The following is a 24,296-nucleotide window of genomic DNA, read 5'->3' on the forward strand; positions in this document are numbered from 1 at the left end:
GTGGTGAGTTGGTCGGTGGTGGTGACCTCGATGGTGCGCAGGGGGGGTGGGACGGACGGGAGCGCGGCGAGGACCGCGGCCGGCACCGGCGCGGCGGGGACGGCCGGTTTGGCAGCCGCGGCCGGCGCGGCCGGTTTCGACACGCCCGAGGCGGCCGGCGCGCCCGCCGCGGCCGCGCCCACGGCCGCGGCCAGGGGCGTTGACGTGCCGAATCCCGCTGGAAGCGTCGGTGCCGCTCCGTCGGTCACAGAGGGTTGGGGTCGTGGGTAGCCGCTGGTCGGTGACGCGGTACCGGCGGCCAGCTCCGTCAGATCGGACTTGGCCGGATTGCATGCGGTGAGCCCACCGGCCAGCAGAACAGCAGCGGAAAGCGTGAGAACCACCGGCAGCCGGCCGGCGACCGGGCGGAGCGCGGCCCCGTCCCGCTCAGAACGGTCGGCCGTGTCGGCCGTGTCGGCCGTGTCGGCCGTCCGGCGGCGGGGCAAAAGAGCTGTGTCCGTTACTGACGATCGTGCTGGAGCACCCCACCGTAAGCTATTTATGATCATCATTGGCCCTGCTGCTCCTTCCACAGGTTCCGATCTTCGTGAACCCCCCCGAGAAGGACAAATTGGAGTATAGGGCTGACTTCGATGCTTTCGGTCGCGGGTCCGGTGCACGTTGGCATGCGGTGGGCCCGCCGCAGGTCTGCCGTGGGCATCTGGGCATATCGCGGGCATATCGCGACGGGTTGACGGCCGCCCGGCCCGTCAACGACGCCCTGGCCTCCCGGCGCGGCCCGCCACCGCGTTGGGCCCGGGCACGGCCCGGACGCGGCCCGGACACGGCCCCGGCAGGGCGTCACAGCCGTTGTTACCAGGCCGGCGTCGCGGCCGATACCGCGCGCCGGGGTGACCTCTCACGTGCGGGCCGGTTGATGCAAGACTTGCCCACATGCCGAACAGACCCCGAACCCGTGCAACCCGGATCGTCGTGACAGGGGTCGGGCTGCTGTTTCTCGCTGGTGCCACCGCCTGTGGCTCCGACGGCGGGACGCCGGCACCCGGGACGTCGTCGGGCCGCCGCACCGCTTGGCGCGGAGGCCGGCACCAGGGTGCAGACCGGCAGCGACGGTTCCTCCTCGCGTCCGCCGGCCGGCCCCGGCGGCCAGCTGAGCCCGGCGCCCGGATCGCCACCGGTGTGTACCGAGGCGCGTCTGCGGGTGGCCGTGGGCGCGTCCGCGGGTAATCCGTCCGCCGAGCGCCAGGGGTTCGTCGTCGTTCTCACCAACACCTCGGACCAGCCGTGCTCGGCGATCGGCTATCCGTCCGTGGCCGCCACGGACGACAACGGACGGCAGGAACGGCCGGCGGCCCGCTCCGAGAGCGGCAACCTGTTTCGGGTGGGCCCGCCCGAGACGGTGGTCCTCCAGCCGCAGGGCACCGCGTCGTTCGGTGTCGAGTGGACGGCTGTACGGTCCGGCGACGAATCCGCCTGCCTGCCCTACGAGCAGTTCGTGGTCATTCCGCCGCACCAGACCCGAGGCCAGGTGCTGGAGCGCCAGACAACCATCTGCGACGCGTTCCAGGTGCATCCCGTTGTGGCCGGAACGTCCGGGACGCGGCCCCGGTAGCCGGCATTCGTGCCTGTCGGCACAGCCAGCCAGCTCCGGTGGACGCGTGAATTCCGCACGAACTCAGGCAGTACGGCGGTAGGACGGTAGAGCCGACAGCGCTATGGCAGTGGCCGTAGCGGATCTGATGGTGCCGCAGCTCCACAACGCGCATATTCGCCGCGTCCTGGTTTTTCACGCCACGATTTTGTTACACGACGGTTTCGTCATGCCATGGTGTCATGACCTTACGAGGATGCCCGCACGCCCGAGATGGCCCGTAGCCGGGGCACCGTGCACAGTCGTTGCGGGTTCCATCCCAGCTCTGAATACACGTCGTTGTCCTGCCAGCGGGCCAACGCCTCCCGGTCGAGAGCCGCCAGGGATTCTGGCAGCGTGTTCAGGTGATGCCACTGCAGGCGGCTTACCCGGGGGTCCGTGCCCGGTGTGGKTATCCCGCTCCAGTGGGTCAGCCGGAAGAACAGCCCCAGTCGTTCGCCGCCGCCGACGGACCGATGATGAGCTACGTGCGCCAGCCACACATGGGTCGCCATTGTCATCACCGACAGGGTCTCGTCGGCTATCCGTAGCACGGCTTCGATCGCGGGTTCCCCACTACCAAGCTCGGACCACGGTAACTGCCATGGTGAATCCGACTCGGCGCCACGACAGAGCAGTACCGATCCGTCCACGCRCCACATCAGCACATGAACGTCGACCGGCAACCCCGTGCCCGGGCCGGCATTGTCGACCATCACCACTCCCACCCTCGGCGGGTGCCGCCAGCAGTGGCACCAAGCCACGGATGCGCCCACACCCTGTTCCAGAGGAGCCGCCCCGCGACCGCCCTGCCATCCCCTTGCAGCCAGCTGGCCATCCCGCCGACATCGTCGTCCGTCCGTCCGCCCCGGGGATCGACGATCCTCCGGTGCCCGGATTCACACCACATGGCGGGAAGACATTCCGCGCCAGGGCCGGCGGCCCGGAAAGGCGATCGTGAATGCCTCATTGGCATGTCCGGGTACCGGTCCGCCGACCGGTACCCGATCGCATTGCCGCRCTGTCGGCGGTGAACCGTCGTGGCCCCGGAACGCCGGACGGCCATGACGACGGGCACTGTTCCGGTGATCGGTGACGGCGTCATCGGCGTCGTCGAACACCGGGTGTGTCCGTGGGTTGTCATCACGGCCTCCCCGGAACCCCCTGTGTGCGTGACATCAGCACAGCTGCCTGCACATCATGGCGTTCGTTGCGTGCAAATGCAAGGCGCGGGTGCACGTGCAGAAGGTGTCGGAACCTGTCAGGTCGTGAAGATCGGATGTCATACTCTTGTGATCAGACGACGGTGAAGGGGGCAGGTTGTGACGGCGCTTGAGTCCGGTGGGGGTCCCACCGTGCRCCGGATTCTCCTCGGCTCCCTGTTGCGGCGGCTGCGCGAGGAGAARGGCATCAGCCGGGAGGACGCCGGGTACAGCATTCGAGGCTCCGAATCCAAGATCAGCCGTTTGGAGCTGGGGCGGGTCAGCTTCAAAGAGCGGGACGTGGCCGATCTGCTCACCCTCTACGGCGTCACAGACGATGCCGAGCGAGCGCCGCTGATGGAACTGGTCCGGGAAGCCAACACGCCGGGCTGGTGGCAGAATTTCACCGACGTCCTCCCGAGCTGGTTTCAGTCGTACCTGGGCCTGGAAGAGGCCGCGACGTTGATCCGGACCTACGAGGTGCAGTTCATCCCGGGCCTGCTCCAGACCGAGGACTATGCGCGCGCTGTCATAACGCTCGGCAACAGCGGGGCCCGGCCCAAGGACATCGAGCGTCGGATCAGCGTGCGGATGAACCGTCAGAAGCTGCTTGCCAGACCGTCGCATCCCAGATTGTGGGTCGTGATCGACGAGGCCGCGCTGCGGCGTCCACTTGGCGGCCCCGCGGTGATGCGCGCTCAACTGGAACATCTGATCAAGCTGGCGAGTCAGCCCAATCTCAGCCTGCAGATCATGCCTTTCCGCTTTGGTGGGCATGCGGCCGAGGGCGGTGCCTTCTCCATCCTGCGTTTCCCCGAAGCGGACCTGCCGGACATCGTCTACATCGAGCAACTCGCCGGCGYGGTCTACCTGGACAAGCGGGAGGACGTGGACCGCTACATGGAGGCGATGGATCGTCTCTGCGTCGACAGTGTGCCTCCCGCCGCCAGTATCGAGGCGCTGAACAAGATCATAAACGAGCTCTGATCGGGGGGAAGCCCGCACCGGGCGGGCTGAAGCAGGCGGACTACCCCAGCCCCCGCGCGGACGGTACAGCTCAGGCCCCGGCGGACCAGCGCTACCGCAGGAATTCGTCGAAGTCGCCGTCCCTGGCCCCTAGGATGAGCGCCTCGATCTCGGCCTGGGTGTAGATCAGGGCCGGGCCGTTCGGGTCCCTGGAGTTGCGGACCGCGATGATCTCCGATGACAGCCTTGCCAGCTCGACACAGTTTCCCTGGGAGTTGCTGCGCCGGCTTTTCTTCCAGACGACCACTGGTAACGCGGTTGTGGAAATCCCGTTGTAGATCTCGGGCAAGTTGGCCTCCTTCGTGTGACGGGACTGAAAACGATATGATTATGGTTTCCGGCATCCGGGATGCCGCTCGGATCCGGGTGCGGCAGCAGGTCCGGAAGGCTCAGCCTCTCCGGGCCGCCGCTGGAAGCCGGTCCCGGGCGCTCGGTAGGTATCGCGGGCTCGACCTCGGGACCGTAGCGATCGCGACACGAAATACGACCTGATCCAGTACCGCGGATGCTGCTTGGCTCCGGCTCCGGCTCCGGCTCCGGGGCCGGGGGGTGACGGTCGCGACCCCGCCTCCTGTGTGGACCACGTTCCCTCCCCCTCTGCCGATGAGCAACTGGGCGGTCGAGCATTAGCGCGTGCATATGCACGTACTTTGCGGGAAGGATACAGCACGGTCATTCGCACGTGCATATGCGAGACCTGCTCCGGGGCATGGTTGCCGGGCGCGTACTTCGGCCGATCTGCTGGCCGGCATCCCTCCATCCGGCCCAGGCGTACCGGCGCGGACGGGAAATCGTGATCATTCTCGTTGTTCGAGTGTTGGTTGCCTTCTGATCGTCGGCATCATGACGCTTCTCGGTGGGTGTGGAGTGCTTCCCGGCCGTTCGGGCGTGGAGGTCCGGAGTGTGGGGCCCGGTGCGTGGAGGGCCACCCGGGATGTGGTGACCTTCGCCGRCAGCATGTGTTGCGGATGGTTCCGATCCGCTAGTATTCTTACTATCTGTAATACGGTTAATTCTCGTCGTTATCGCCGCGTACGGTTCACCCGCTGCGGGGCACCACCGCTTGGCCAACCTGGGGGACGGTCATGGTGCTGGGACGGGTCGAGCRGATCGAACGGGTCGTCGAACAGGGCGCGGCGGTTGAGCAGGTCACGGCCGAAGCCAGCCTGCGTGCGTTGCGCAACCAGTGGGACGAGGTCGGGCAGCAGCTTCTCGATCTGCTGAGAACCCCCGAACTGCTGCGGATCACCGAGCTGGATCGTCGGCTCACCGGTTTCGACATCGCAGCCTTCCGCTCCGCGAGCACACGCGTCGAGCGGGACCAGCGTGTCGAGGAGCTCGTTGCCGCCCGCGACAGCGCCAAACGCCGGTTGTGGGAGGCCGAGCGGGTCCGTGACAGTTGCCGGTCGGCTGCCAGCGACGCGGCCGCAGCCCTCGCCGCGGTCGAGCGGGCACGTTCTGATCTCGCCGAGGTCATCCGGTTACGCACCGAGGTTCAGCGGTTGGAGGCCAGGGCCGCGCACACCGCCTCCATGGCGCTCTTCGCCGAGAGGCGGCTACGGGACGCCCGCAGACAGCGGACCAGACTTGCCAACGACTGGCGGAGCGACCGGTTCGGCAACCGCAACGAGCGATCGCGTCTCGGTAGCCTCGTGTCGCGGCGGCAGGCCGAGTTCGGCGCGGCCGTGACGGCAGCCGCCGAGGCGGACCGTCTGCTCTGCCAGCACCGCGCACGTGTCGAGCCACTGATAGCCGCTCATGAACGGGCCGCCACGTCGGTGACCGTCGAGGAGATCGCCCGCCGGGACGCCGCCGCGGGCCAGGCATGGTCGGCGCTTGCGGAGGCGAACCGGGCGTGTCGTGCTGTCGCCGAGGAAGCCGATCGTTGTGAGGCGGCCCTGGCAGAGGCGGCCCGACAGCCAGGTGCGACCGATGAGGACCGGAAAACGGTCGAGGACGCGGAACACGCAGGCTGTCCGGCGCTTGTCCGTGAGCGGGAGCGCCTGGTGGAACTCGTCGCCCCGCTGCTCGCCCGCCGCAGGGAACTGGAACGGCGCTACGAGCGACTGCTCGCCGATACGGCGAGATATCCATCGAAGGAAGCCTGCTGACCGGCCGACGAACTGACGGGAGACGGCGCGGACCGGCAAGAAGGCAGGGCAGAGGGTCCAGGAAAGGACGTAACGGGGCCGCTGGCCCTGCCTGCCATACGGCCAGTCAGGTCCTGGCCGGCCGGGGAATCGAAAACAAAAATCTACAGGATCTTGTCAAATGCAAAACAAGAACTCGAAGGAAGGGGCGGGAAAGATCGGAAGGAAGGCGTGAAGGGCCGAGGACCGCTCCGAGCCCCGTCTGTACGACCAGCTGGATCGTGGCGTGGTCGCAGGTCGGAGCGCTGCTATAGATCTTGACTGGAGAGTTCCGCGTAACCCGCACCGGTGACGCCGTGGCGTTGTCGTGTCGCTTCGGCTCCGACAACGCCACGGACGGGACCTCTACYTCTGTCGTGTCTGCCCTCCTGCTTGCCTACCTGGCTCGCCAGGGACCGGTGATCGCGATGGTCAGGCCGTCGACCTGGGCGTTGGCATACAGCCATGTGCCGTCCGGGGAGAACGTCACACCGGCCCACTCGCCGTCGGAGTGAGCGTTGCGTGCCAGCKGGTAGACGGTGCCGTCGTCACCCACGACGGTCAGGTAGTTCTCACCGTCGCCGTCCTCGGCGAGCACGATGCTGCTGCCGTAGGGAGAGATGGTGATGTTGTCAGGGCCGTCGAAACGCCCGCCCGGGGCGATCCTGACCACCAGTTCGATGGTCGACTTCCGCGGGTTGAACTCCCAGACCTGCCCCTCGTGCACACCTGCCAGCCTGGAGCTGGCCTTGGCATAGCTGGAGACGATGTAGGCGCTTGTCCGCTCCCAGAAGATTCCCTCGGCCTTGGATACGCGGGTGACCGCGTTGTCGGCGAACTGCTTGCGGACCGACGTGGTCGTCGCGTCCGGATCGGGCACGTCGACCCAGGTGACCGGCAGTATGGTGCCGAGTTCGGTGAACACGGAGAGATCGGGTACGCCGGCCACCGCGAGCGCCTGCAGCTTCCCGCCCGCCCGCAGGCTGCCCGGGCCGCCCAGCGGCTTCGCCGGCAGGAACCGGTAGATCAGCCCGAGCGGCGAGCCCGCGTCCTCGGTGAGATACAGGATCCCGGTCTTGGGGTCGACCGCGACCGCCTCGTGCGCAAAGCGTCCGAGCGCTTTCAATGGGACGGCCTCGGCGTCGTTCAGGCGGCCCTGGGGGTCCACTTCGAAAACGTAACCGTGCCTCTTGGTCAGGCGGGCGTCATCGGCCGGAGTCAGTTCGGTCTCCTCRCACGACAGCCATGTTCCCCAGGGGGTGTTGYCGCCGGCGCAGTTACGGATCGTTCCGGCGAGGCTCGCCACCTGCGAGAGCAGTTGGCCGCCCTCGACCGTGACGGTGGTGGTGCCACCCGCGGCACCCGGGTCGTAGACGATCCCGGGCAGGTGCGGAACCGGGTCCGTCGCACCCGGGGAAAGCTCGTGGTTACGTACCAGTACCGCATTGTTGCGCTTGCGTCCGGGAAAGGCGAACGAGCCGTCCGGGAGTCCCGGAAGTTTCTCGCCCGTCTGCAGCGTGTCCACACCGGCTCGGGAGAGAACCTTGTACTGGAAGCCCTTGGGGAGATCGACGATTTTTGCGGGGTCGGGGATGAGCTCCCCATAGCCGTGGAACCCGTTCGGCGCCGCGGCCGAGGCAGTCTCACCGAAGATCGAACCGACCGCTCCTGAAAACACGAATCCCAGACCCGCCGTTCCGGTACCGGCGATGACCTGGCGACGACTTACAGACATGGGTCTTGTCCCCTCTTTGAAACACCGGGTCCGCACGTTTGCAGACCCATATGGCCACGAGGCGACACCCAGTCGAACGGCAGTCGACCACTTGATCGATGTATTCCGCCGGATACTGATTGTAGGGGTGGGTTGGCGTCATCAGAAGTTCATCGGAAATTCTGCTTTTCGGGAATATCGGATTCTGTTCGCGACCCGTCGGGGGCCACCGGGCCCGCTCCTCCCGCGGACGATGCCTGCCATGAGCCTGCCACGAACTCCTGCTCGGATCGTCCCGCTCCGCATGTGCGGCCGCCGGTCAGGTCCGGATGGATGCGACCGGAAACGCGATCGTCCACGCTCCGCACGCGCGGGCCGCCGGGGCCGTGCCCTCGCTACCGCCGTGTCGGTCGTCATGTGGTTTTCCGGGCTTCGCGGTCGAACGAGGCCTTCAGGCCTGCCAGTGTGATGATGGCGCTGGCGGTCGCCCCGTTCGCCAGGATGATCGTCATTTCGTTGGTGAGCAGGCCATAGCTCAGCCACAGAGTCACCCCCAGTCCGAGGATGCCCAGATAGGTCCAGGAGATATCCCTGGCGGACCGTGTCCGCCAGGACCGCAGGAGCTGTGGCAGCCAGCATCCCGTCGTCAAGGCGCCTGCCAGCAGACCCAGTATCGTCATCCGCGTCCCCTCCCGTTGTTCCGGTCGAGGATATAGCCGAGGATATAGGGGCCTGCTGGACGTGCTCTAAAAGAAAGGTGCTCACTGGCTGGCTGCCCCCTGACCGTGCTGGTCGTGCTGTGGYCTGACCTGCGGCTGTGTTGTTTGTGCGTTCGAGGAGCGGGCGTCCTGTGATGCTTGTCATAGCGCTCCATGCGCGCTCTTGTGYCGACGCGCGGACGAATCCGTGTACCCACAGTAGCCGGTATCTCGATGTCGTCAACGCCGAATGTCAGCTGCCTGTCCGCTGCGCGGGATGCTGTCGTCGAGTGTACCCGAGCGGCTTCGCCGTGACCATTCGGTGGAGCCGTGAACATTTGGCGGGGGTCGCCAAATGTTCTGGCATGAAATCCTTGGCGGAGGGGTGCGTGCGGCCGGTTCTCGCGTTACCGTTCATATGTCCACGTTGGTCGCCTGGCTTCGCCCCTGACCCRCCGGAGTGATGGGCATGTACGTGCAGATCGACTGGCCGTTTACAGGCTGGTGCAACTGGCCCGCATATTCTTCTGGTCGTGGGCCGAAATGAGTCGGCCCGTGGGCTGGGACGTTCTCGGCCTGGACGCCGATCCGGCGCCGGGTGACCCCTTTGCCGTGTGGGATCTCGCGCGCCGGCTCCTGGAGTTCGCCGCGGACGTGGAATGTGCCCGCGGCCAGGTCGTCACGCTGACCGCTGACGGGGCGGCGCGGTCCTGGCTGGGACGGGCCGGCGACGCCTACCGAGACGAGCTCGGTGAACTCCCCGGGCAGCTGCGCACGCTCGAGATGTCCCACCGCATGGTCGGGGACGCACTGAACGCCTACAGGCCGGTCCTGGAGACGGCACAGGCACAGGCGGATGCCGCGCTCGCGAGAGGCCGGGACGCCCACGCCCGCCGGGACCAGGCCCGGGCGCTGGCCGCTCTGGCACGGAGCACGCTGATTTCCGYGTCGCCCGTGCTGGCCATACCTGCCCCTGTATCTGACCCTGTCATACCTGGCGTGTCCGGCGCGATCGCCCCGAGCCTCCTCACCGGCCCGGTCGAGGTGCCTCCACCTGATCCGGCCCGGGTCGCGCGGGCGATCCGTGACCGTGACGTGGCCGTGGCCCATCTCGAGCAGGCGAGAAAATCCTTCCAGGACGCGCAGGCCGACCTGGATATGGCCTGCCGCCTCGCCTCGTCCGCGCGGCAGATGCGGGAGGATGCCGCGACGATCTGCGCGGCCGCGATCCGTGCAGCTTCCCGGGCGGGAATCCGGAACAGGCCCCGGCATTTCTGGGAGGCTCTGACAGAACGGGCCGGACGGTTCTGGAACGCGGCTGTCCGGGTCGCGAAAATCACCGTTGCCGTCCTGGGCGTGGTCGCGCTCGTCATCGGTGGGCCGGCCGCGTGGGTGGTGCTCGCCGCCGCGCTCGTGGTCCTTGCCGACACCCTCGCCCGGTATGGTGCCGGCCGGGCGTCCCTGGGGGATGTCGGGCTCGCGTTGCTCGACTGCGTTCCCGGCAGCAGAGGGCTTGTCACGCTCGGCGGACTCGCTCGCGGCGTCCGCGGCGCCGGCCAGGTCCTGCGCGGGGGCCGGCTCCTCACACGCTCCACGCCGRCAGCCGGCGGTACTCGCCTTACGTCGTTGGCCGCCGAGATCCGGGGCTCCGGGGCACGCACCAGTAGGTCGGCACGGAACTTTCCGGCCCGGAATCCGTCGGCGGGCGAGGGCACCGCGGATGCTGGCAGCGTGCTGCCCACCGTCGACGGCGCGGTCACCGGTCGGGCAGGTGCGGTGGGGTGGGCCGGTGACGGAGGGCTCACGCTCACCGCTGAACAGAATGCCGCCGTGGATCGTTTCCTGGCTCAGGCCGCCGGGGCGGAACCAGATATTCGTGTGCCATTATCATTACTGGTGGCACGTCAACCAGACGCCGAGCTGGTGGGTCTTGACCAGGCGTTGAAATCCGTCGACTCCCTGAAACGGAAGGCCGCCGTCACATTGCTCAACGCCCCCAACGTCTCGATCGGCGAGGCACTTGCCCGTATCCGGGACTCGATCCGCTACACCGTCCGCCTACCCGCGGACACCTACAGCGGGGCGGTGCATGACATCGTGACGAGCCTGCGTTCCCATGGCTTCGAGCAGCTCGACTTCAAGAACGGATGGGGAGGCGACGGCTATCAGGGGATCAATTCGACCTGGCGCGATCCGGGATCCGGCCGGGCATTCGAGCTGCAGCTGCACACCGCTGACAGTTTCGACGCGAAAACGATCACGCATGCACTGTACGARCAGGCCCGGTTACCCAGCACCAGCGCGGCGCGTCGAAGCGAACTGGACGCGGAACAGAACGCGGTCTTCGCCCGGGTACCTGTTCCGGCCGGCGCCGTGGATCTGACGTAGGGAGTGGAGACACAGGGAGTGGATCTGACGTAAGGAGCCATGGTGAGCCGGACGACATACTACTTCGCGACCAATCCGCTGATTCCAGGAAAAGGGGTGATAAGCATCTTCCGTCGCCGGAACGGTCCGCTGYCCGCGGACGAGGTGTTCTCCCGGGACGGACGATGGCACGCGACCGACTACCTTCGTCTCTACCGGCTCGGGCATGATGACGACGATCTCGTCGAGGTTTCCGAGGCGGACGCGAACGCCCTCATCGACACGTGGACGCGCGCGTGGGGACTCGTCGACAGGGAGCGGACATGACATCCGATTTCCCCGCCCCAGCCGGGACGTCCGATCCTGGGCCGGACGCTTCCGTCGGGACGGCTGGGGAGGGCGCCCGCGGTACCAGCCTGATCGCCCCGGGCGCCACCTTCGAGCGGATTCAGCTGGATGACCGTTCCTGGATCGACGTGGCGCGTAACTGGATGACCGGCGCGGAGCAGCTCTACGCCGAACTGGCCCGCACCCTGCCGTGGAAACAGGGCAGCGCGTGGCGTTATGAGCGCTACCTGGAGGAACCGCGGCTCACCGCCTGGATCGCCCGTGGCCGGGCGGTGCCCTCTCCCGCCCTGCTTGAGGCCTACCGCGCGTTGCGCCGGCGCTACCAGGTTGATTTCGACGGGTTCGGATTGTCCTGGTACCGGGACGGCAACGACAGCGTCGGTTTTCATCGGGACCGGGAGATGCGCTGGCTCGACAACACGGTGATCGCGATACTCACGACGGGTGCTCGCCGGCCGTTCCTGGTGAAGTCCCGCCATGTGCCTGCCGGGCGGCGGATTCTGAACGACGACAGCGACGCCCGTGATCTCGCTCCGGGTCCGGGTGACCTACTTGTTCTCGGCGGACGTTGCCAGGCCGACTGGCTGCACGCCGTGCCCAAGGTGCCCGGGGTGGTGGAGGGGCGGATCTCTGTCCAGTGGCGGTGGACGTCCCGGACAGGCCCACCGGAGCGAGGCCCCGGCTACGGGGCGCCGCGTACCTTCTCCCGCCCCCGATGACCTCCCGCCCCCGATGGACCTGCCCGTTCCCGCCGGCTGCCGGACGCGAACCGCCGCCTGATTACGATCAGCGCTGTGCTTCCCGACCTCGGGTGGCCTGGCCTCGACCGGGCGCATGCGCTGGCCGAGCGGGCGCTCACCTCATATGATCTTGGTTCTGCTCCCACCGTCAGTTTTCTGGGAGTTTCGGAGAACATCACATACCAGGTGGACGACCTGGCCGGGGGCCGCCGATGGGCGTTACGGCTGTACCGGCCCGGCTACCATCCGCTTGAGGAGATCATTTCGGAGCTGGCCTGGATCCAGGCGCTGCGTCATGACGGTGTCATCCGTACACCGCGGGTGGTCCCGAGCCGGGACGGAGAACTGGTGACGGTGATCGCATATGATCAATCCGTTCTGGGAGCACGGTCAGCTGGTTTTGGTGAGCCGCGCTATGCGGCGCTCTTCGAGTGGGTGCGGGGATCCTCGCCGCACCCGTCGGACGCCGTGGGTCTCCTACGTGGGTTCAGCGCGCTGGGTGAGATCACGGCGCGGCTACACCAGCATGCCCGTGCCTGGCGGCCTCCGGCTGGCTTCACCCGGTTCGCCTGGACGTGGCGGACGACCCTCGGATCGCAGGGCCGGTGGGGGAGCTGGCAGGACGGGATCCGTATCGCCGCCAACGGCGATCAGAACGGGCTGAAGGTGATCGACAGTGGCGGGATCGCCGTCCTGACGCGGGCGGTCGGGGAGATCCGCCGCAGGATTGAGCGGTTCGGTACCGGCCCGGACCGGTTCGGTCTCGTCCACGCGGACATGCGCCTGGCGAACCTGCTGGTCGACGGGCGGTCGGAGGAGCCCACGGTCATCGACTTCGACGACTGCGGGTTCAGCTGGTACCTCTTCGACCTGGCCGCGTCCCTGTCCTTCATCGAGCATCGGCCCGAGGTGGGTGACCTCGTCGAGGCCTGGCTCGCCTCCTACCGACGGCACGTGCCCGTGTCGGCCGAGGAGGAGAGCATGATCGCAACGTTCGTCCTGTTGCGCAGGCTGCTGCTGGTGGCCTGGCTGGGCTCCCATCCGGAGGCGGACGCGGTTGCCAGCGTTGCCGAGTACGCGACGACGTCCTGCGATCTTGCGGATGACTACCTGAGTGGATCATGTTCATCGCTTCTTCGGCCATAAGCATGTGATCTTCRCACGCATCCCGTGCTGTTGTGACCCAGTCGTTTCCCCCTGTAGTAGCCGAACGGTAGCGTCAGTGCCCGTGGAGGGCGTTACCCGATATGCAAGGATGAGCTCCCCGTTGGGGCCGTTGCTGCTCGCCGGTGATGATGTTGGCCTGCGCGCGATCCACATGGGGGAGCCAACAGCRGGGTCCCGGTGGCCGGATGCCATCGAGCCGGATCCGACGTCCCTGCGGGACGTGATCGAACAGCTTGAGGCGTATTTCATCGGTGATCTGCTTACTTTCGACGTCCCACTGCATCCGGTCGGCACACCGTTCCAGCGCGCGGTGTGGGAGGCGGTGGCGGCCATCCCCTACGGCGCGACCAGCAGCTACGCGGAGATCGCCAAAGCCGTCGGACGGCCGTCGGCCTTCCGTGCGGTGGGGCTCGCCAACGGCCGCAACCCGATCCCGATCATCATTCCGTGCCATCGCGTGATCGGCTCCAGCGGCTCTCTGACGGGTTACGCCGGTGGCATCGGCCGTAAGCGGCACCTTCTCGATCTCGAACGTCGCACCCTTGGCCGCGGCTACCAGGCTGATCTCGAGCTCGCTACCCTCGATTCCGGAGATCTCGACTCCGCCGGGCTTGGGCCGCGTCGGTCGGCCTCGGAAGAATCGATCATGGCTGTCCCGTCGCCTCGGACCGCGATGTAAACGGTTGTGCGTCAGGGCTGGGCGGCAGGACCCGACAGCCGCTGAATCGATCATATTTTCGTTGTGTAGCGTTTTGTTTTGTACTTCTACAGGATGCGGTTGAGATGTTGTGCGGCTCGCCCCGATCCTTGGCGCGTCCGATTCGTCGATCTTTTGGGTTCGTGACCCGATCACTTGATGTATCCTTTTGGGTATCCGATGATTTTGTGGTGTTCGGGGCGCTTCGTCGCCGACAGGGGATCATCTCGACAGGCGCTGCTATCCGCCTCCCTCTTTGCGTGGATGGCTGGGATGACCGCCAAAAGAAATGAATCAGTTACCCAATTTTGACACAACGACTTCGTGAAGTTGTGTTGTCCTCGTGTGGCGATGGTGGCCGGCGGGCACCTCGTCGTTCTTGCTGACGGAGTACCTTGCTTGAACGCGGATCGAACGATGTCGGCGTGTCCGACAATAGGATCTTGGATCGAGGAATGAGGGTGGGGGCGTGCATCCGGGCCCACTGGATCAGCTTCCGGACCGCTGGATCAGYGTGACTGATCCAGTAGGAACCCCGGAATCGGTGGGAACCCCGGAGGCACCGGTAAATATGATCGTGTCACTTCTGACCCGACGGTGACGGAGGAATCCGGGCCGTCGGTGGCGCACCGGGAACGCGATCGTTCCGTCTTTGGCCCGGGGCGTGCCTGATGGATGTTGGTCGTCTGGGCGCCGCTCGCGCGACCAGGCATCCATCGGACACGCCATAGGTCGAGGCGTCCGCCGTCACGTCGGACGCTGCCTCTGGCGACGTGGCATGACGTGATGTGACATGGCGTCTCCGGATGATGTGGAGTTCCCGGCGGGAAGCTCTCCGCTGTCAGCTAGGGACGCGCTGTTTGGTCGGTACCAACTGGGCGGAAGGAGGAATGTGGCCGACAACACACGGGTGCCGGATGCGAAGGCCGCAGCCGGCAGGCAGCTTGCCATCCCTGGCGTGCTGGTACTCATGCCCACACCCGATTCCGGTACACCAGTGGCGGATCCCTCGGCCTGGCAACGCGCGGTGCTGCGCTCGCGCCTCCCGCGCGCCGCCAAGCTCGTCGCGCTCGCGCTTGCCAGCCACTGCGGCGTCCGTGTTGGCGAGCCGGTAGTCCCGGGCCTGGACGAATCCATCGCGGTCTGCTCTCCGGGGCTGGTGACGCTGGCCTCCGAGACCGGCTACAGCCGTACCCACGTGCAACGACAGATCAGGCTGTTGCGGGATCTGGGCTGGCTGCTCGGGCTGAGCCGGCCCGCCGTTCGCCGGCCCGCGAGCTTCGCGCTGACCATGTCCGGCCAGGTCCGCACGGGCACACCCGCGGCGGTGGCAACAGCGGTGGCAACAGCGGCAGCGGCTGGTACGTCGGTAGCGGCCGACTCGGCCGCCGCGGCCAGCACGGCCGCGCCGTATCCGGCGGGCCAACGAGCCGACGTCATGCCGGCCGCCGTGACACCTCGTCGCCGCCGGGCCGGTCTGCGGCCCGCCTCGGACCGGCCGAGCGCCGCCGCCCGACGCCGCGCCCGCATCACGGGCGCCGCCATGGCCAAGGCGCTGATGGTGGTCGGGGACAACTCCGTGGTCACCGCGTCCGTCCCCGCTGGTTCCTTCTCCGCGGCCGTGTCCCCGGTGCCTCCTCCCACGAGCATGACGGCGTCACCTTCCGTTACACGGTCCGGCGCCGTCTCGGCTGTGGACACCTCGTCCACGGCTGGTGCGGGGGCAGCAGGGAGCACACAGCCCGAATTCCCCGAGAGCGCCCAGCCCGGGAACGTTCGCTCCGAAACCGAGCAGCCGCCCGCGAGCGGGCAGAGCGGGACCGCGCCGGACGCGACCGCGCCGGACGAGGCCGTCGCCCCGGACGGGGTCATCCCGGTGATCGGGAGCCAGCCGGCTGGGATGGCGTCGGATGGGATCGCACCGGGTGCGGCCGTGCGGGCCGGGGTGGCGCCAGCGGACGGGAGTGGGCAGGCCCCCGTGGGAAGCAGCCCGGCCCAGCCCGTCTCCCCACGACGGCTGGTCGCCGAAGCGGCCGAGCAGGTCGTCGCCACGCTCGCCCGGGCCATCCGACGTGACCCGCAGACCCTTGCCGTCGCCAGGGACCGGATCGTCCACATCCTTGCCGCCGGCTTGTGGAACGCGGCGGAACTGGCCATGCACCTGGTGGACACCGTGGGCTCCAGCGCTGGAGCCGGCCGGGTGGATGACCCTGTCGACCATGTGTTGCGGCGTCTGGACCATCTGCCGGCGTCGTCCGCGGAATGCCTGTGCCGGTCGTGCCGGTCGTGGGCCCCGGCACCTGTCGCCGCTGATCACCGTGCCAGCCCGGCCGCTCCGGCTGCGGCCGCACCAGCGCAGGCCCCGTCGCCCGTGGCCATGCCGCGGCAGGTCCCGTCCGGCCTGCCAGAACTTGCCGCGATAGAGCAGGCCGCGGCCGCCGGAGCCGCGCAGGCCCGTACCCGTCCACATCGCGCCACCGGCGCTGCTTAGGGCAAGCCCCGCTCGAGCACTGTTGATGCTGGCTGGAACATCGGCTGGCTCGCCGCCGGCGGAGATGTGTTGCCTTCGCGGCCGATGCGGTGATGATGAGAGACCGTGGGCCCGCGGGTCAGGGCCTGGGACGACCACACCCGCGGCGGTCGTCCCCGCCCGGGAAGCCAACTCCGGGGGCGGGGCCCGTTCGGGGCCGGAGCCGTCCGGGTCCGCACAGACTTCCGTACGGGCTGGGGAGGGTTCCGCTGAAGAGGGCCCGCGCGGGACGACGATCTCTTGGGCGCGGGATACATGTGGTGGGGGTGAGCGTATGTCCGGTGGCGGTACGAGCGGCGGCGTGACCGGCGCCGACGGCACGACAACCCGGAGCGCGGCGAGCCGGGGCCGATTCCGCCGCCGCGAGGGGGCTCGCGCCGGGTCGGAGAAGAGCGAGCCCGCTGTGGCGGCCGGGCGCTGGACGGCCGGGCGCTGGCGGCCGCCGGTCCTTTCTCGCGCCAGGTCGGAAGAGTCGTCTCGCGCCGGATCGGAAGAGAGAGCGCCCGCGGGCGCGGACGCCGATGTGATCGTGATTGGTTCCGGATTCGGTGGCAGCGTCGCCGCKCTCCGACTCGCGGAAAAGGGGTACCGGGTCGTCGTTCTGGAGGCCGGCCGCAGGTTTCCCCCCGACGCGCTGCCCCGGACCAGCTGGAACATCCGCCGTTATCTGTGGGCACCCCGGCTGGGCTGCCACGGATTCCAGAAGTTCACCATGCTCGGCCGTGTGCTCGTACTGTCCGGAGCTGCTGTCGGTGGGGGCTCGGTGGTGTACGCGAACACGCTCTACCGTCCGCTGGAGGCGTTCTACACCGACCCGCAGTGGAGGCATGTCACCGACTGGCGCGAGGAGTTGGCGCCTTACTACGACCAGGCCGAACGCATGCTCGGGGTGGTGTCGAACCCGACGGTCACCTACGCCGACGAGGTATACCGGGCGGTCGCCGAGGAAATGGGTGTCGGRCACACCTTCAAACCGTCGAACGTGGGTGTCTTCTTCGGCCGGGACGGCCGGAAGGAACCCGGCGTGGAAGTCGGGGATCCCTATTTCGGGGGTGCCGGGCCGACCCGCACCGGATGCCGTGAGTGCGGCGAGTGCATGACCGGTTGTCGTTGGAACGCCAAGAACACCCTTGACCACAACTATCTCTATCTGGCCGAGAGGACCGGCGCCCAGGTCTTTCCCGACACCGAGGCCACCACCGTGCGCCCGCTGCCCGACGGCGGCTACGAGGTGGAGACGGTACGTACCGGATCCTGGGTTCGCCACCGACGGCGGACGTGGCGGGCGCGCCAGGTGGTGTTCGCCGGCGGGACGCTCGGTACCGTGCGGCTCCTGCTCACGATGCGGGACACCAGGGTGCTGCCAGCGCTTTCGGCGCGGGTCGGCGTGCTCACCCGGACGAACTCGGAGTCCATCATCGGCGCCACCAGGCTCCATCCGGACGAGCGGATCACCAGGGGCGTGGCGATAACGTCGTCCTTCTACCCGGCCGCGGACACCCATGTCGAGCCCGTCCGATACGGCCGGGGCAGCAACGCGTTGGCCCTGTTGGCCACCCTCATGACGGACGGCGGCCGGCGGATACCACGATGGCTCACATTCGTCGGCGAAGCGTTGCGTCATCCGTTTCTGTTCCTCTACGCGCCGCTGCCGTGGCGCTGGTCGGAACGCACCATGATCTCGCTGGTCATGCAGTCCCGGGACAACTCGCTCACGGTTGTCCGCCGGCGGGGCCTGTTCGGCGGGCACGGGCTGACCAGCAGGCCGGGGCACGGCGAGCCGAACCCGACCTGGATTCCGGCCGGTAACGACGCGACCCGGCGGATCGCCCGGCGTATCGGTGGTTTTCCCGGCGGCACGCTGACGGAGATTTTCGATATTCCGTTGACGGCGCACATCCTCGGTGGCGCCGCGATCGGGGATTCCCCGTCCAGTGGGGTCGTCGACCCCTATCAGCGGGTGTTCGGATATGACGGCCTGCATGTCGTCGACGGGGCGGCGATATCGGCCAATCTCGGCGTCAATCCGTCACTGACCATCGTCGCGCAGGCTGAACGCACGATGGCGATGTGGCCCAACAACGGCGAACCGGACCAGCGTCCGCCGCTCGGGTCGCCGTACCGGCGGGTCCCTCCGGTACGTCCGGTACGTCCGGCCGTACCGGAGGGTGCTCCGGCCGCCTACCGCGTCGGCCTGCCCCTGACCGTCGTCCGCGACCGTGGATGATGCTGGCGTAAGGCCCGGACGGACGCCGTGTCCAGCGTTTCCCGGGGTGCTGAGCTACCTGCTCACACTGTTGGACGGGAGCTCTCCGGGTTCTCGTTCCAGCCGATTTCGTCGGGCGATTCGGCCCCAGGACCCCTTGTCGCGGTCGTGTCGTCGGGCCCGGCCTGCTGGGGCTGTCGGACGCCGCCGCGGGCCGCCGCGGCGGCACTTGCCGCGCCGGCGCCGACCAGCAGGATCGCCGTCATGCCGCGTCGCCGGCGGCGGTGTATCCGTTGGAGCTTGTGCTCGGCTCTGGCCAGCTGCTGTTCCAGCAGGTGCTGTGTCTTCTCCGTGTGGGCACGCACTTTTTCCTCCCGGCTGGTGGCTCGTTGGGAACGGGTCCTGTCGATCTGTTGCCCGGCACGTTCGGACATCGTGCTGGCGAGGGTGGCAGCCTGAGTCACCGCTTTGCCGGCACGGTCGGTGACAGCGCTGGACGCGGCCGGGATCTTCTCGGTGGGCACGTGCCCGGCCGCGCTGGAAATCCTCTCCGTCAGCGACCGGGCAACCTGGGCCTGTCGAGCCCGCCCAGCCCGGAGGGCCTGCTGGGCCGGCCCTCCGGGTGTCTCGGTCGCGGAGGGGTCCTGGCCGCCTCGGGCCCGGCCTGTCAATGGTCCGAAGCGGCGTTCCGTGGGTGTTTCGGTCGCGGAAGGATCGTGACCACCACGGACCCGGCTCACCATCAGCGGTCCGAAACGAAGCCCCGTAGGCGTTTCGGCCACGGAAGAATCGCGACCACGCCACCGTCTGCTCTCTCGTTTGTCGCTCATCGGCTCCCCTTCGTGCAACTCGCGTTACGGTCTGCTGAATCTGCCCCTACCCACAATTGAGCTAAGCACAACCAGTGTGCGAATCGTGACAAAACATTCGCTCCTGGTGTATCGCTGGATATCGCCAGGACGGATCTGTCGGTGCCCGCAGGGGCGAGTGCGAGCCCGGCAGGGGTCGGTAGAGCCGCCGGCCCCTGCCGGAACGCGGCGTACACGACCGATCCCATGTGGCCGCTCCCGCGCGATCGGTCGCRCGCGGCTGGCCGCATACGGCCGGACGCATACCATCAGCGGAGCATTCCCAGCACGGCGATCGTTGGACCCACGACGCGACATTCGGCGCCACCGGCGATCAGCCGCTACCGGTACGACGGAAGAGAGGCTCATGGCCGAGGAGCTGTACGCTACACTGAAGACTACTCAGGGTGACGTCGAGATCCTGCTGTTCGAGAACCACGCACCGAAGACGGTGGCGAACTTCGTTGGTCTCGCCACGGGCACGCGGGAGTGGACCGACCCCCAGACGGGTGAGAAGAAGAAGGCGCCGTTGTACGACGGCACGATCTTCCACCGGGTGATCCCAGGGTTCATGATCCAGGGTGGTGACCCGCTGGGTACCGGCCGCGGCGGCCCGGGGTACAAGTTCGCCGACGAGTTCCACCCGGAGTTGCGCTTCTCCCGTCCGTACCTGCTGGCGATGGCGAACGCGGGCCCGGGGACGAACGGCTCCCAGTTCTTCATCACCGTGGCGCCGACGAACTGGCTGGACCGCAAGCACACCATCTTCGGCGAGGTCACCAGCGRCACCGACATCGTCGACGCGATCAGCAAGGCGCCAACCGGGTCCCAGGACCGCCCGGCCAGCGACGTCGTCGTCACGCAGGTCGTCGTCGAACGCCGGCAGGCGTAGCGGCCGGCGGAAACGGGAAGGCGGACGGGGAAGCGAAGGTGTCGGGACCGCTGCGATGAACCCACCCTGGTCGAGGCCTGCGGAACCGGATGTCCCGGATCCCCGTCGGGCGGTGGATGCGGGTGCCGTCCGGGCGCCCGGCCCGCGCCGGCATCAGCTGCCCGGGCAGTACCACGCGTCCGGGCAGCCACCGGAGCCGGCCGGCTGGCGGCCCGCGGATGGGTCCTCGGATCCCTCTGACGGCTGGACGCCGGACGCCCCCTCCGCCACCGGCTCCCGGCCCACGGGCCAGCCGGATCATGGGTCGGCGGCGCATCCTCGTCCCGCCCCCTACTGCTACCGGCACGCCGACCGGGAAACCTACGTGTCCTGCCAGCGCTGCGGGCGCCCGATCTGCCCCGAGTGCATGCGTCCGGCGGCCGTCGGGTTCCACTGCCCGGAGGAGGGCGCCGCGGCGTCGCGCCGTGGCGCTACCTCCCGGCGGCCGATCAACTCGTTGGGCGGCCAGGCCAGGATCAGGCATCCCGGGCTGATCACCCAGCTGCTCATCGGRCTCTGCGTGGCCGCGTACGCCCTGCAGGGGCTGCCAGGCCTGAGCGGCAGCGGCCCCGACAACACCTTCACCCTGGACTACTCCCTGTACGGTCCGGGCATAGCGGCCAACGACGAGTACTACCGGCTGCTGACCGCGGCCTTCCTGCACGCGGGCGTCCTGCACATCCTGTTCAACATGTACGCGCTGTACCTGCTCGGCTCCCAGCTTGAGCWGATCCTCGGACGGGTGCGTTATCTCGCCCTGTTCGTTGTCTGCGCCATCGGTGGCAACACGCTCAGTTATCTGATCAACGGCTGGAACACATTCTCGGTCGGGGCGTCCACCGCAGTGTTCGGGTTCTTCGCGGCGTACTACGTGATCGCCAGACGGCTGCGCGCCGACACCTCGGCGATCCTCATCATCGTCGGCATCAACCTGATCATCACGTTCACCATCGCCAGGATCGACAAGTGGGGCCATATCGGCGGTCTTGTGACCGGGCTCGTGGTGGGGGTGATCTATGCCTATGTGCCGACGCGCCGCGGGTGGGCACAGGCGGTCGCGGTGGGCGCTGTCCTTGCCGCGCTGTTGCTCGCCGCAGCCCTCCGGACATCCGCGGTGACGTCGACGCCGCTGTCGGCGATCGTCCAATAGCGATCCGGCGATCCGGCGGGTCAGCGTAGGCGCAGGCGGATCTCCTCCACCGTCTCGGCGATCCGTTCGGGCTCGGCGCCGAGCTGGCGACGGCTGAGCATGACCGGGCCGTCGATCGTCTCGACCGTGAGGACGCGGACGTGCACAGCGCGACGGTTGTGCGTCAGGGTGCCGGCACGCACCCGTAGCACGGCGGCCCATGGCAGATGCCGCCGGTGGATACCGTCCACCAGGTCGACCCCGCCCTGATCCACGCGCAGCACCGGCCGGGCCAGGGCGTCCCGGCCGGCCAGCAGCAACAGCCCCACCCCCGCGACCCCGATCAACAGCCGGCCGGGACGGTCCAGCGACCCCAGGTGGGCGGCGAGCGTACCCACGGCAGCGACCGCGAGCAGGAACGCGCCGGCGAGGGCATACCCGGCCACCCGCCACCAGGGCGGCGACCAGGCGTGCGCGCCGGCGTCATCGGCACGGCCGGCACCGGTATCGCCCGCATCCGCACCCGCACCCGCATCGGCGCCGGCACCGGCACCGGTATAGCCGGCACCGGCGCCGGTACGGCCGTCGTGGGCGTCGTCGGCGCCGGTACGGCCGTCATCGGCGTGCCGTGGGCCGATGATGTCCCGGCCGTCGAAGTCGTCATCCCGCATGTCGCCCARCACAGCACATCCCGCGGCACATCCAGCGCCGCCGCCCGCCCGCGCGGGCTGACCGCCGCCCGGCCTGCACTGGGTCGATCTTCATGACGATTACTATCCGCTTTTTCGCCGTCGCTTTGGATGACGGCCTGGCCTGTGTACCGCACCCCGCTGCCGGGGCCTGCGGCCGGAGAAGGAGAAGAGCGGACGTGGCCTCGTTCCAGACAGCGTTCCAGACCGGGTCCCAGACAGCGTTCCAGACCGGATTCCAGACGGTGTCGCCGCCCACCCGGCGTGGCAGCGTCAGCCCGTTTCCGCCCATTGCCGAATACGGCTTTCTCTCCGACTGTGAGACCACATGTCTGGTCGCCCCGAGCGGCAACATCGAGTGGATGTGCCTGCCACGTCCGGATGATCCGTCGGTGTTCGGTTCGATCATCGACCGGTCGGCGGGCGGTTTCCGGTTCGGCCCGGAGCGGACGATGATCCCGGCCGGGCGCCGGTACCTGCCGGGCACGAACATCCTCGAAACCACCTGGCAGACACCCAACGGCTGGCTCATCGTCACCGACTGTCTCATCGTCGGACGTTGGCACCGTACCCAGCAGCGGTCCAACACCCATCGGCGTACCCCGACGGACTGGGACGCCGAACACGTCCTGCTCCGGCTCGCGCGCTGTGAGCACGGCAGTGTCGATCTCACCCTGCTGTGCGAGCCCAACTTCGACTACGGCCGCCGGCCGGGGAGTTGGGCCTACGAGGACGCCGGTTACGGCAGCGCGGTCACCGTCCCTGGCGGCACGGGCCGGGCCGGCGACGCCGTGCCGGCGAGGGGCGGGCCGGACGACGGCCGGCGCGGCCCGTCGGAGCGGCCCGGCCCACGGATCCGTTCACATCCCGACCTGACCCTGCGGCTACGGACGGATCTYCGGCTGGGCTTCGACGGCCGCCGGGCGCATGCGAGGACAACCCTGGCCGAGGGCGGGACGGCCTTCGTGGCCCTGACCTGGCGGGCCAGCGACCCCTTCCTGCCCACCAGCTACGCGGAGGCGACCGCGGCGGTGACGCGGACGACCGCATTCTGGCGGCAGTGGCTCTCCCGCGGGGTCTTCCCGGACCATCCGTGGCGTGGGCATCTGCAGCGCAGCGCGCTGGCGCTCAAGGGTCTGACCTACGCCCCGACCGGGGCGCTGCTCGCGGCGTCCACCACGTCCCTGCCGGAGACACCGCAGGGTGAGCGTAACTGGGACTACCGGTACAGCTGGATCCGTGACTCCACGTTCGCGCTGTGKGGCCTGTACACCCTGGGACTCGACTACGAGGCGAACGACTTCTTCTCGTTCATCGCGGACGTCTGCGAGAACGGCGACGACCTACAGATCATGTACGGGGTCGGTGGTGAGAGCCGGCTGGACGAGCAGGTCCTCGGGCATCTGTCCGGTTACGACGGGGCGTTCCCGGTCCGGGTCGGCAACGCGGCGTTCTCCCAGCGCCAGCACGACCTGTGGGGTGCGATCCTCGACTCGGTCTACCTGCACACCCGGTCGCGTGACTATCTCTCGGAGCGGCTGTGGCCGGTGCTGGTCAGGCTGGTGGAGACCGCTGCCGAGCACTGGCGGGAGCCGGACTGCGGCATCTGGGAGGTGCGGGGAGAACTACGGCACTTCACCTCGTCGAAGGTGATGTGCTGGGTCGCCGCCGACCGGGGCCGGCGGCTGGCGGCGATGCGCGGGGACGCCAAGACCGCGGCCCGCTGGGCGGCCGTCGCCGACGAGATACACGCCGACGTGTGCGCGAACGGTCTCGACGAGCGCGGAGTCTTCACCCAGTGTTACGGATCGAAGGCGCTGGACGCGTCGCTGCTGCTCATGCCGCTGCTGGGATTCCTGCCGCCGACCGATCCGCGGGTACGCGCGACGATCCTCGCGATCGCCGACGAGCTGACGGTCGACGGCCTGGTGCTGCGCTACCGCGTGGAGGAGACCGACGACGGCCTGACCGGGACGGAGGGTGCCTTTCTCATGTGCTCGTTCTGGCTGACATCCGCCCTGGTGGAGATCGGTGAGGTGGTCCGTGCCAGGCAGCACTGCGAGCGCCTGCTGAGCTTCGCAAGCCCGCTGGACCTCTACGCGGAGGAGCTTGACCCGAGCACCGGCCGGCACCTGGGGAACTTCCCGCAGGCGTTCACCCATCTGGCTCTCATCAACGCGGTCATGCACGTCATCCGGGCCGAGGATGCCGCGGGCGAGCCTGGGCCAACTCCGGTGTCCTGACC

Annotated in this window: 19 protein-coding genes and 1 pseudogene; 13 read left to right on the forward strand and 7 right to left on the reverse strand. The window is 68.3% G+C overall.

Annotated features, from left to right (window positions below; genetic code table 11):
- A pseudogene (locus BL254_RS27415) lies at positions 1-485 on the reverse strand (hypothetical protein); the annotation flags it as partial.
- A gap of 530 nt (positions 486-1,015) precedes the next feature.
- Between BL254_RS27415 and BL254_RS21330 the strand changes: the two are divergent.
- Positions 1,016-1,612, forward strand: a complete 597-nt coding sequence (locus tag BL254_RS21330) for a DUF4232 domain-containing protein (protein ID WP_217699341.1) — start codon at positions 1,016-1,018, stop codon at positions 1,610-1,612.
- 227 nt (positions 1,613-1,839) lie between these two features.
- Here BL254_RS21330 and BL254_RS21335 read toward each other — a convergent pair whose 3' ends face one another.
- Positions 1,840-2,346, reverse strand: a complete 507-nt coding sequence (locus tag BL254_RS21335; RefSeq protein WP_076844796.1) for an NUDIX domain-containing protein — start codon at positions 2,344-2,346, stop codon at positions 1,840-1,842.
- 606 nt (positions 2,347-2,952) lie between these two features.
- Between BL254_RS21335 and BL254_RS21340 the strand changes: the two genes are divergently transcribed.
- A complete protein-coding gene (locus tag BL254_RS21340) occupies positions 2,953-3,819 on the forward strand; it encodes a helix-turn-helix transcriptional regulator (protein WP_076844798.1) in 867 nt (288 codons plus the stop codon).
- Between the two features lie 91 nt (positions 3,820-3,910).
- Here BL254_RS21340 and BL254_RS21345 read toward each other — a convergent pair whose 3' ends face one another.
- A complete protein-coding gene (locus BL254_RS21345) occupies positions 3,911-4,147 on the reverse strand; it encodes a DUF397 domain-containing protein (RefSeq protein WP_047223829.1) in 237 nt (78 codons plus the stop codon).
- 796 nt (positions 4,148-4,943) lie between these two features.
- Here BL254_RS21345 and BL254_RS21350 point away from each other — a divergent pair.
- Complete coding sequence (locus BL254_RS21350; RefSeq protein ID WP_076844800.1) at positions 4,944-5,969, forward strand: hypothetical protein; 1,026 nt, start codon at positions 4,944-4,946, stop codon at positions 5,967-5,969.
- 415 nt (positions 5,970-6,384) lie between these two features.
- Here the strand turns inward: BL254_RS21350 and BL254_RS21355 are convergent, their stop codons facing one another.
- Together BL254_RS21355 and BL254_RS21360 are read right to left on the reverse strand one after the other, a co-directional pair.
- Positions 6,385-7,722 (reverse strand): alkaline phosphatase PhoX, encoded by a 1,338-nt coding sequence (locus BL254_RS21355; RefSeq protein WP_076844802.1) that lies wholly within the window; start codon positions 7,720-7,722, stop codon positions 6,385-6,387.
- 392 nt (positions 7,723-8,114) lie between these two features.
- Positions 8,115-8,381 carry a SemiSWEET family sugar transporter gene (locus tag BL254_RS21360; protein ID WP_047223832.1) on the reverse strand — a complete coding sequence of 89 codons (267 nt, stop codon included), beginning with the start codon at positions 8,379-8,381 and terminating at the stop codon, positions 8,115-8,117.
- A gap of 573 nt (positions 8,382-8,954) precedes the next feature.
- Between BL254_RS21360 and BL254_RS21365 the strand changes: the two genes are divergently transcribed.
- The 7 genes from BL254_RS21365 (at position 8,955) to BL254_RS21395 (ending at position 18,475) form a co-directional block, all read left to right on the forward strand.
- On the forward strand, positions 8,955-10,787 hold the full coding sequence (locus BL254_RS21365) for a hypothetical protein (protein ID WP_076844803.1): 1,833 nt from the start codon (positions 8,955-8,957) through the stop codon (positions 10,785-10,787).
- Between the two features lie 42 nt (positions 10,788-10,829).
- Entirely contained in the window at positions 10,830-11,093 is a 264-nt protein-coding gene (locus tag BL254_RS21370) for a hypothetical protein (protein WP_139342439.1), read from the forward strand.
- The gene (locus BL254_RS21375) at positions 11,090-11,833 is read left to right on the forward strand and encodes an alpha-ketoglutarate-dependent dioxygenase AlkB (RefSeq protein ID WP_047223833.1); all 744 of its coding nucleotides are present in this window, start codon (positions 11,090-11,092) and stop codon (positions 11,831-11,833) included. The genes BL254_RS21370 and BL254_RS21375 overlap by 4 nt, the downstream gene beginning before the upstream one ends.
- A gap of 75 nt (positions 11,834-11,908) precedes the next feature.
- Complete coding sequence (locus BL254_RS21380; protein WP_047223834.1) at positions 11,909-13,000, forward strand: phosphotransferase enzyme family protein; 1,092 nt, start codon at positions 11,909-11,911, stop codon at positions 12,998-13,000.
- A gap of 109 nt (positions 13,001-13,109) precedes the next feature.
- Positions 13,110-13,700 (forward strand): methylated-DNA--[protein]-cysteine S-methyltransferase, encoded by a 591-nt coding sequence (locus BL254_RS29030; RefSeq protein ID WP_047223835.1) that lies wholly within the window; start codon positions 13,110-13,112, stop codon positions 13,698-13,700.
- A 910-nt stretch (positions 13,701-14,610) separates the two neighbouring features.
- Positions 14,611-16,209 carry a helix-turn-helix domain-containing protein gene (locus BL254_RS26490; RefSeq protein ID WP_047223836.1) on the forward strand — a complete coding sequence of 533 codons (1,599 nt, stop codon included), beginning with the start codon at positions 14,611-14,613 and terminating at the stop codon, positions 16,207-16,209.
- Between the two features lie 313 nt (positions 16,210-16,522).
- On the forward strand, positions 16,523-18,475 hold the full coding sequence (locus BL254_RS21395) for an FAD-dependent oxidoreductase (RefSeq protein ID WP_083731289.1): 1,953 nt from the start codon (positions 16,523-16,525) through the stop codon (positions 18,473-18,475).
- Positions 18,476-18,537: 62 nt separating this feature from the next.
- On the opposite strand, the gene BL254_RS21400 is transcribed toward BL254_RS21395, so the two are convergent.
- Complete coding sequence (locus BL254_RS21400; protein ID WP_076844807.1) at positions 18,538-18,978, reverse strand: hypothetical protein; 441 nt, start codon at positions 18,976-18,978, stop codon at positions 18,538-18,540.
- A gap of 691 nt (positions 18,979-19,669) precedes the next feature.
- Here BL254_RS21400 and BL254_RS21405 point away from each other — a divergent pair.
- Entirely contained in the window at positions 19,670-20,194 is a 525-nt protein-coding gene (locus BL254_RS21405; protein ID WP_076844809.1) for a peptidylprolyl isomerase, read from the forward strand.
- 112 nt (positions 20,195-20,306) lie between these two features.
- Positions 20,307-21,383 (forward strand): rhomboid family intramembrane serine protease, encoded by a 1,077-nt coding sequence (locus BL254_RS21410; RefSeq protein ID WP_254858376.1) that lies wholly within the window; start codon positions 20,307-20,309, stop codon positions 21,381-21,383.
- Positions 21,384-21,403: 20 nt separating this feature from the next.
- Here the strand turns inward: BL254_RS21410 and BL254_RS27905 are convergent, their stop codons facing one another.
- Positions 21,404-22,033, reverse strand: a complete 630-nt coding sequence (locus tag BL254_RS27905) for a PH domain-containing protein (RefSeq protein ID WP_086055493.1) — start codon at positions 22,031-22,033, stop codon at positions 21,404-21,406.
- Positions 22,034-22,296: 263 nt separating this feature from the next.
- Here BL254_RS27905 and BL254_RS21420 point away from each other — a divergent pair, with 263 nt between their 5' ends.
- The gene (locus BL254_RS21420; RefSeq protein WP_076844836.1) at positions 22,297-24,294 is read left to right on the forward strand and encodes a glycoside hydrolase family 15 protein; all 1,998 of its coding nucleotides are present in this window, start codon (positions 22,297-22,299) and stop codon (positions 24,292-24,294) included.
- Positions 24,295-24,296: the final 2 nt, after the last annotated feature.

Origin of the sequence: Protofrankia sp. BMG5.30, from assembly GCF_001983005.1 — a bacterium.
Classification (GTDB): Bacteria; Actinomycetota; Actinomycetes; order Frankiales; family Frankiaceae; genus Protofrankia; species Protofrankia coriariae.

Excerpts from the sequence above, each read along its gene's own strand:
- BL254_RS27905 (WP_086055493.1), bottom strand. The coding sequence starts at position 22,033 with ATGCGGGATGACGACTTCGACGGCCGGGACATCATCGGCCCACGGCAC.
- BL254_RS21375 (WP_047223833.1), top strand. The coding sequence starts at position 11,090 with ATGACATCCGATTTCCCCGCCCCAGCCGGGACGTCCGATCCTGGGCCG.
- BL254_RS21360 (WP_047223832.1), bottom strand. The coding sequence starts at position 8,381 with ATGACGATACTGGGTCTGCTGGCAGGCGCCTTGACGACGGGATGCTGG.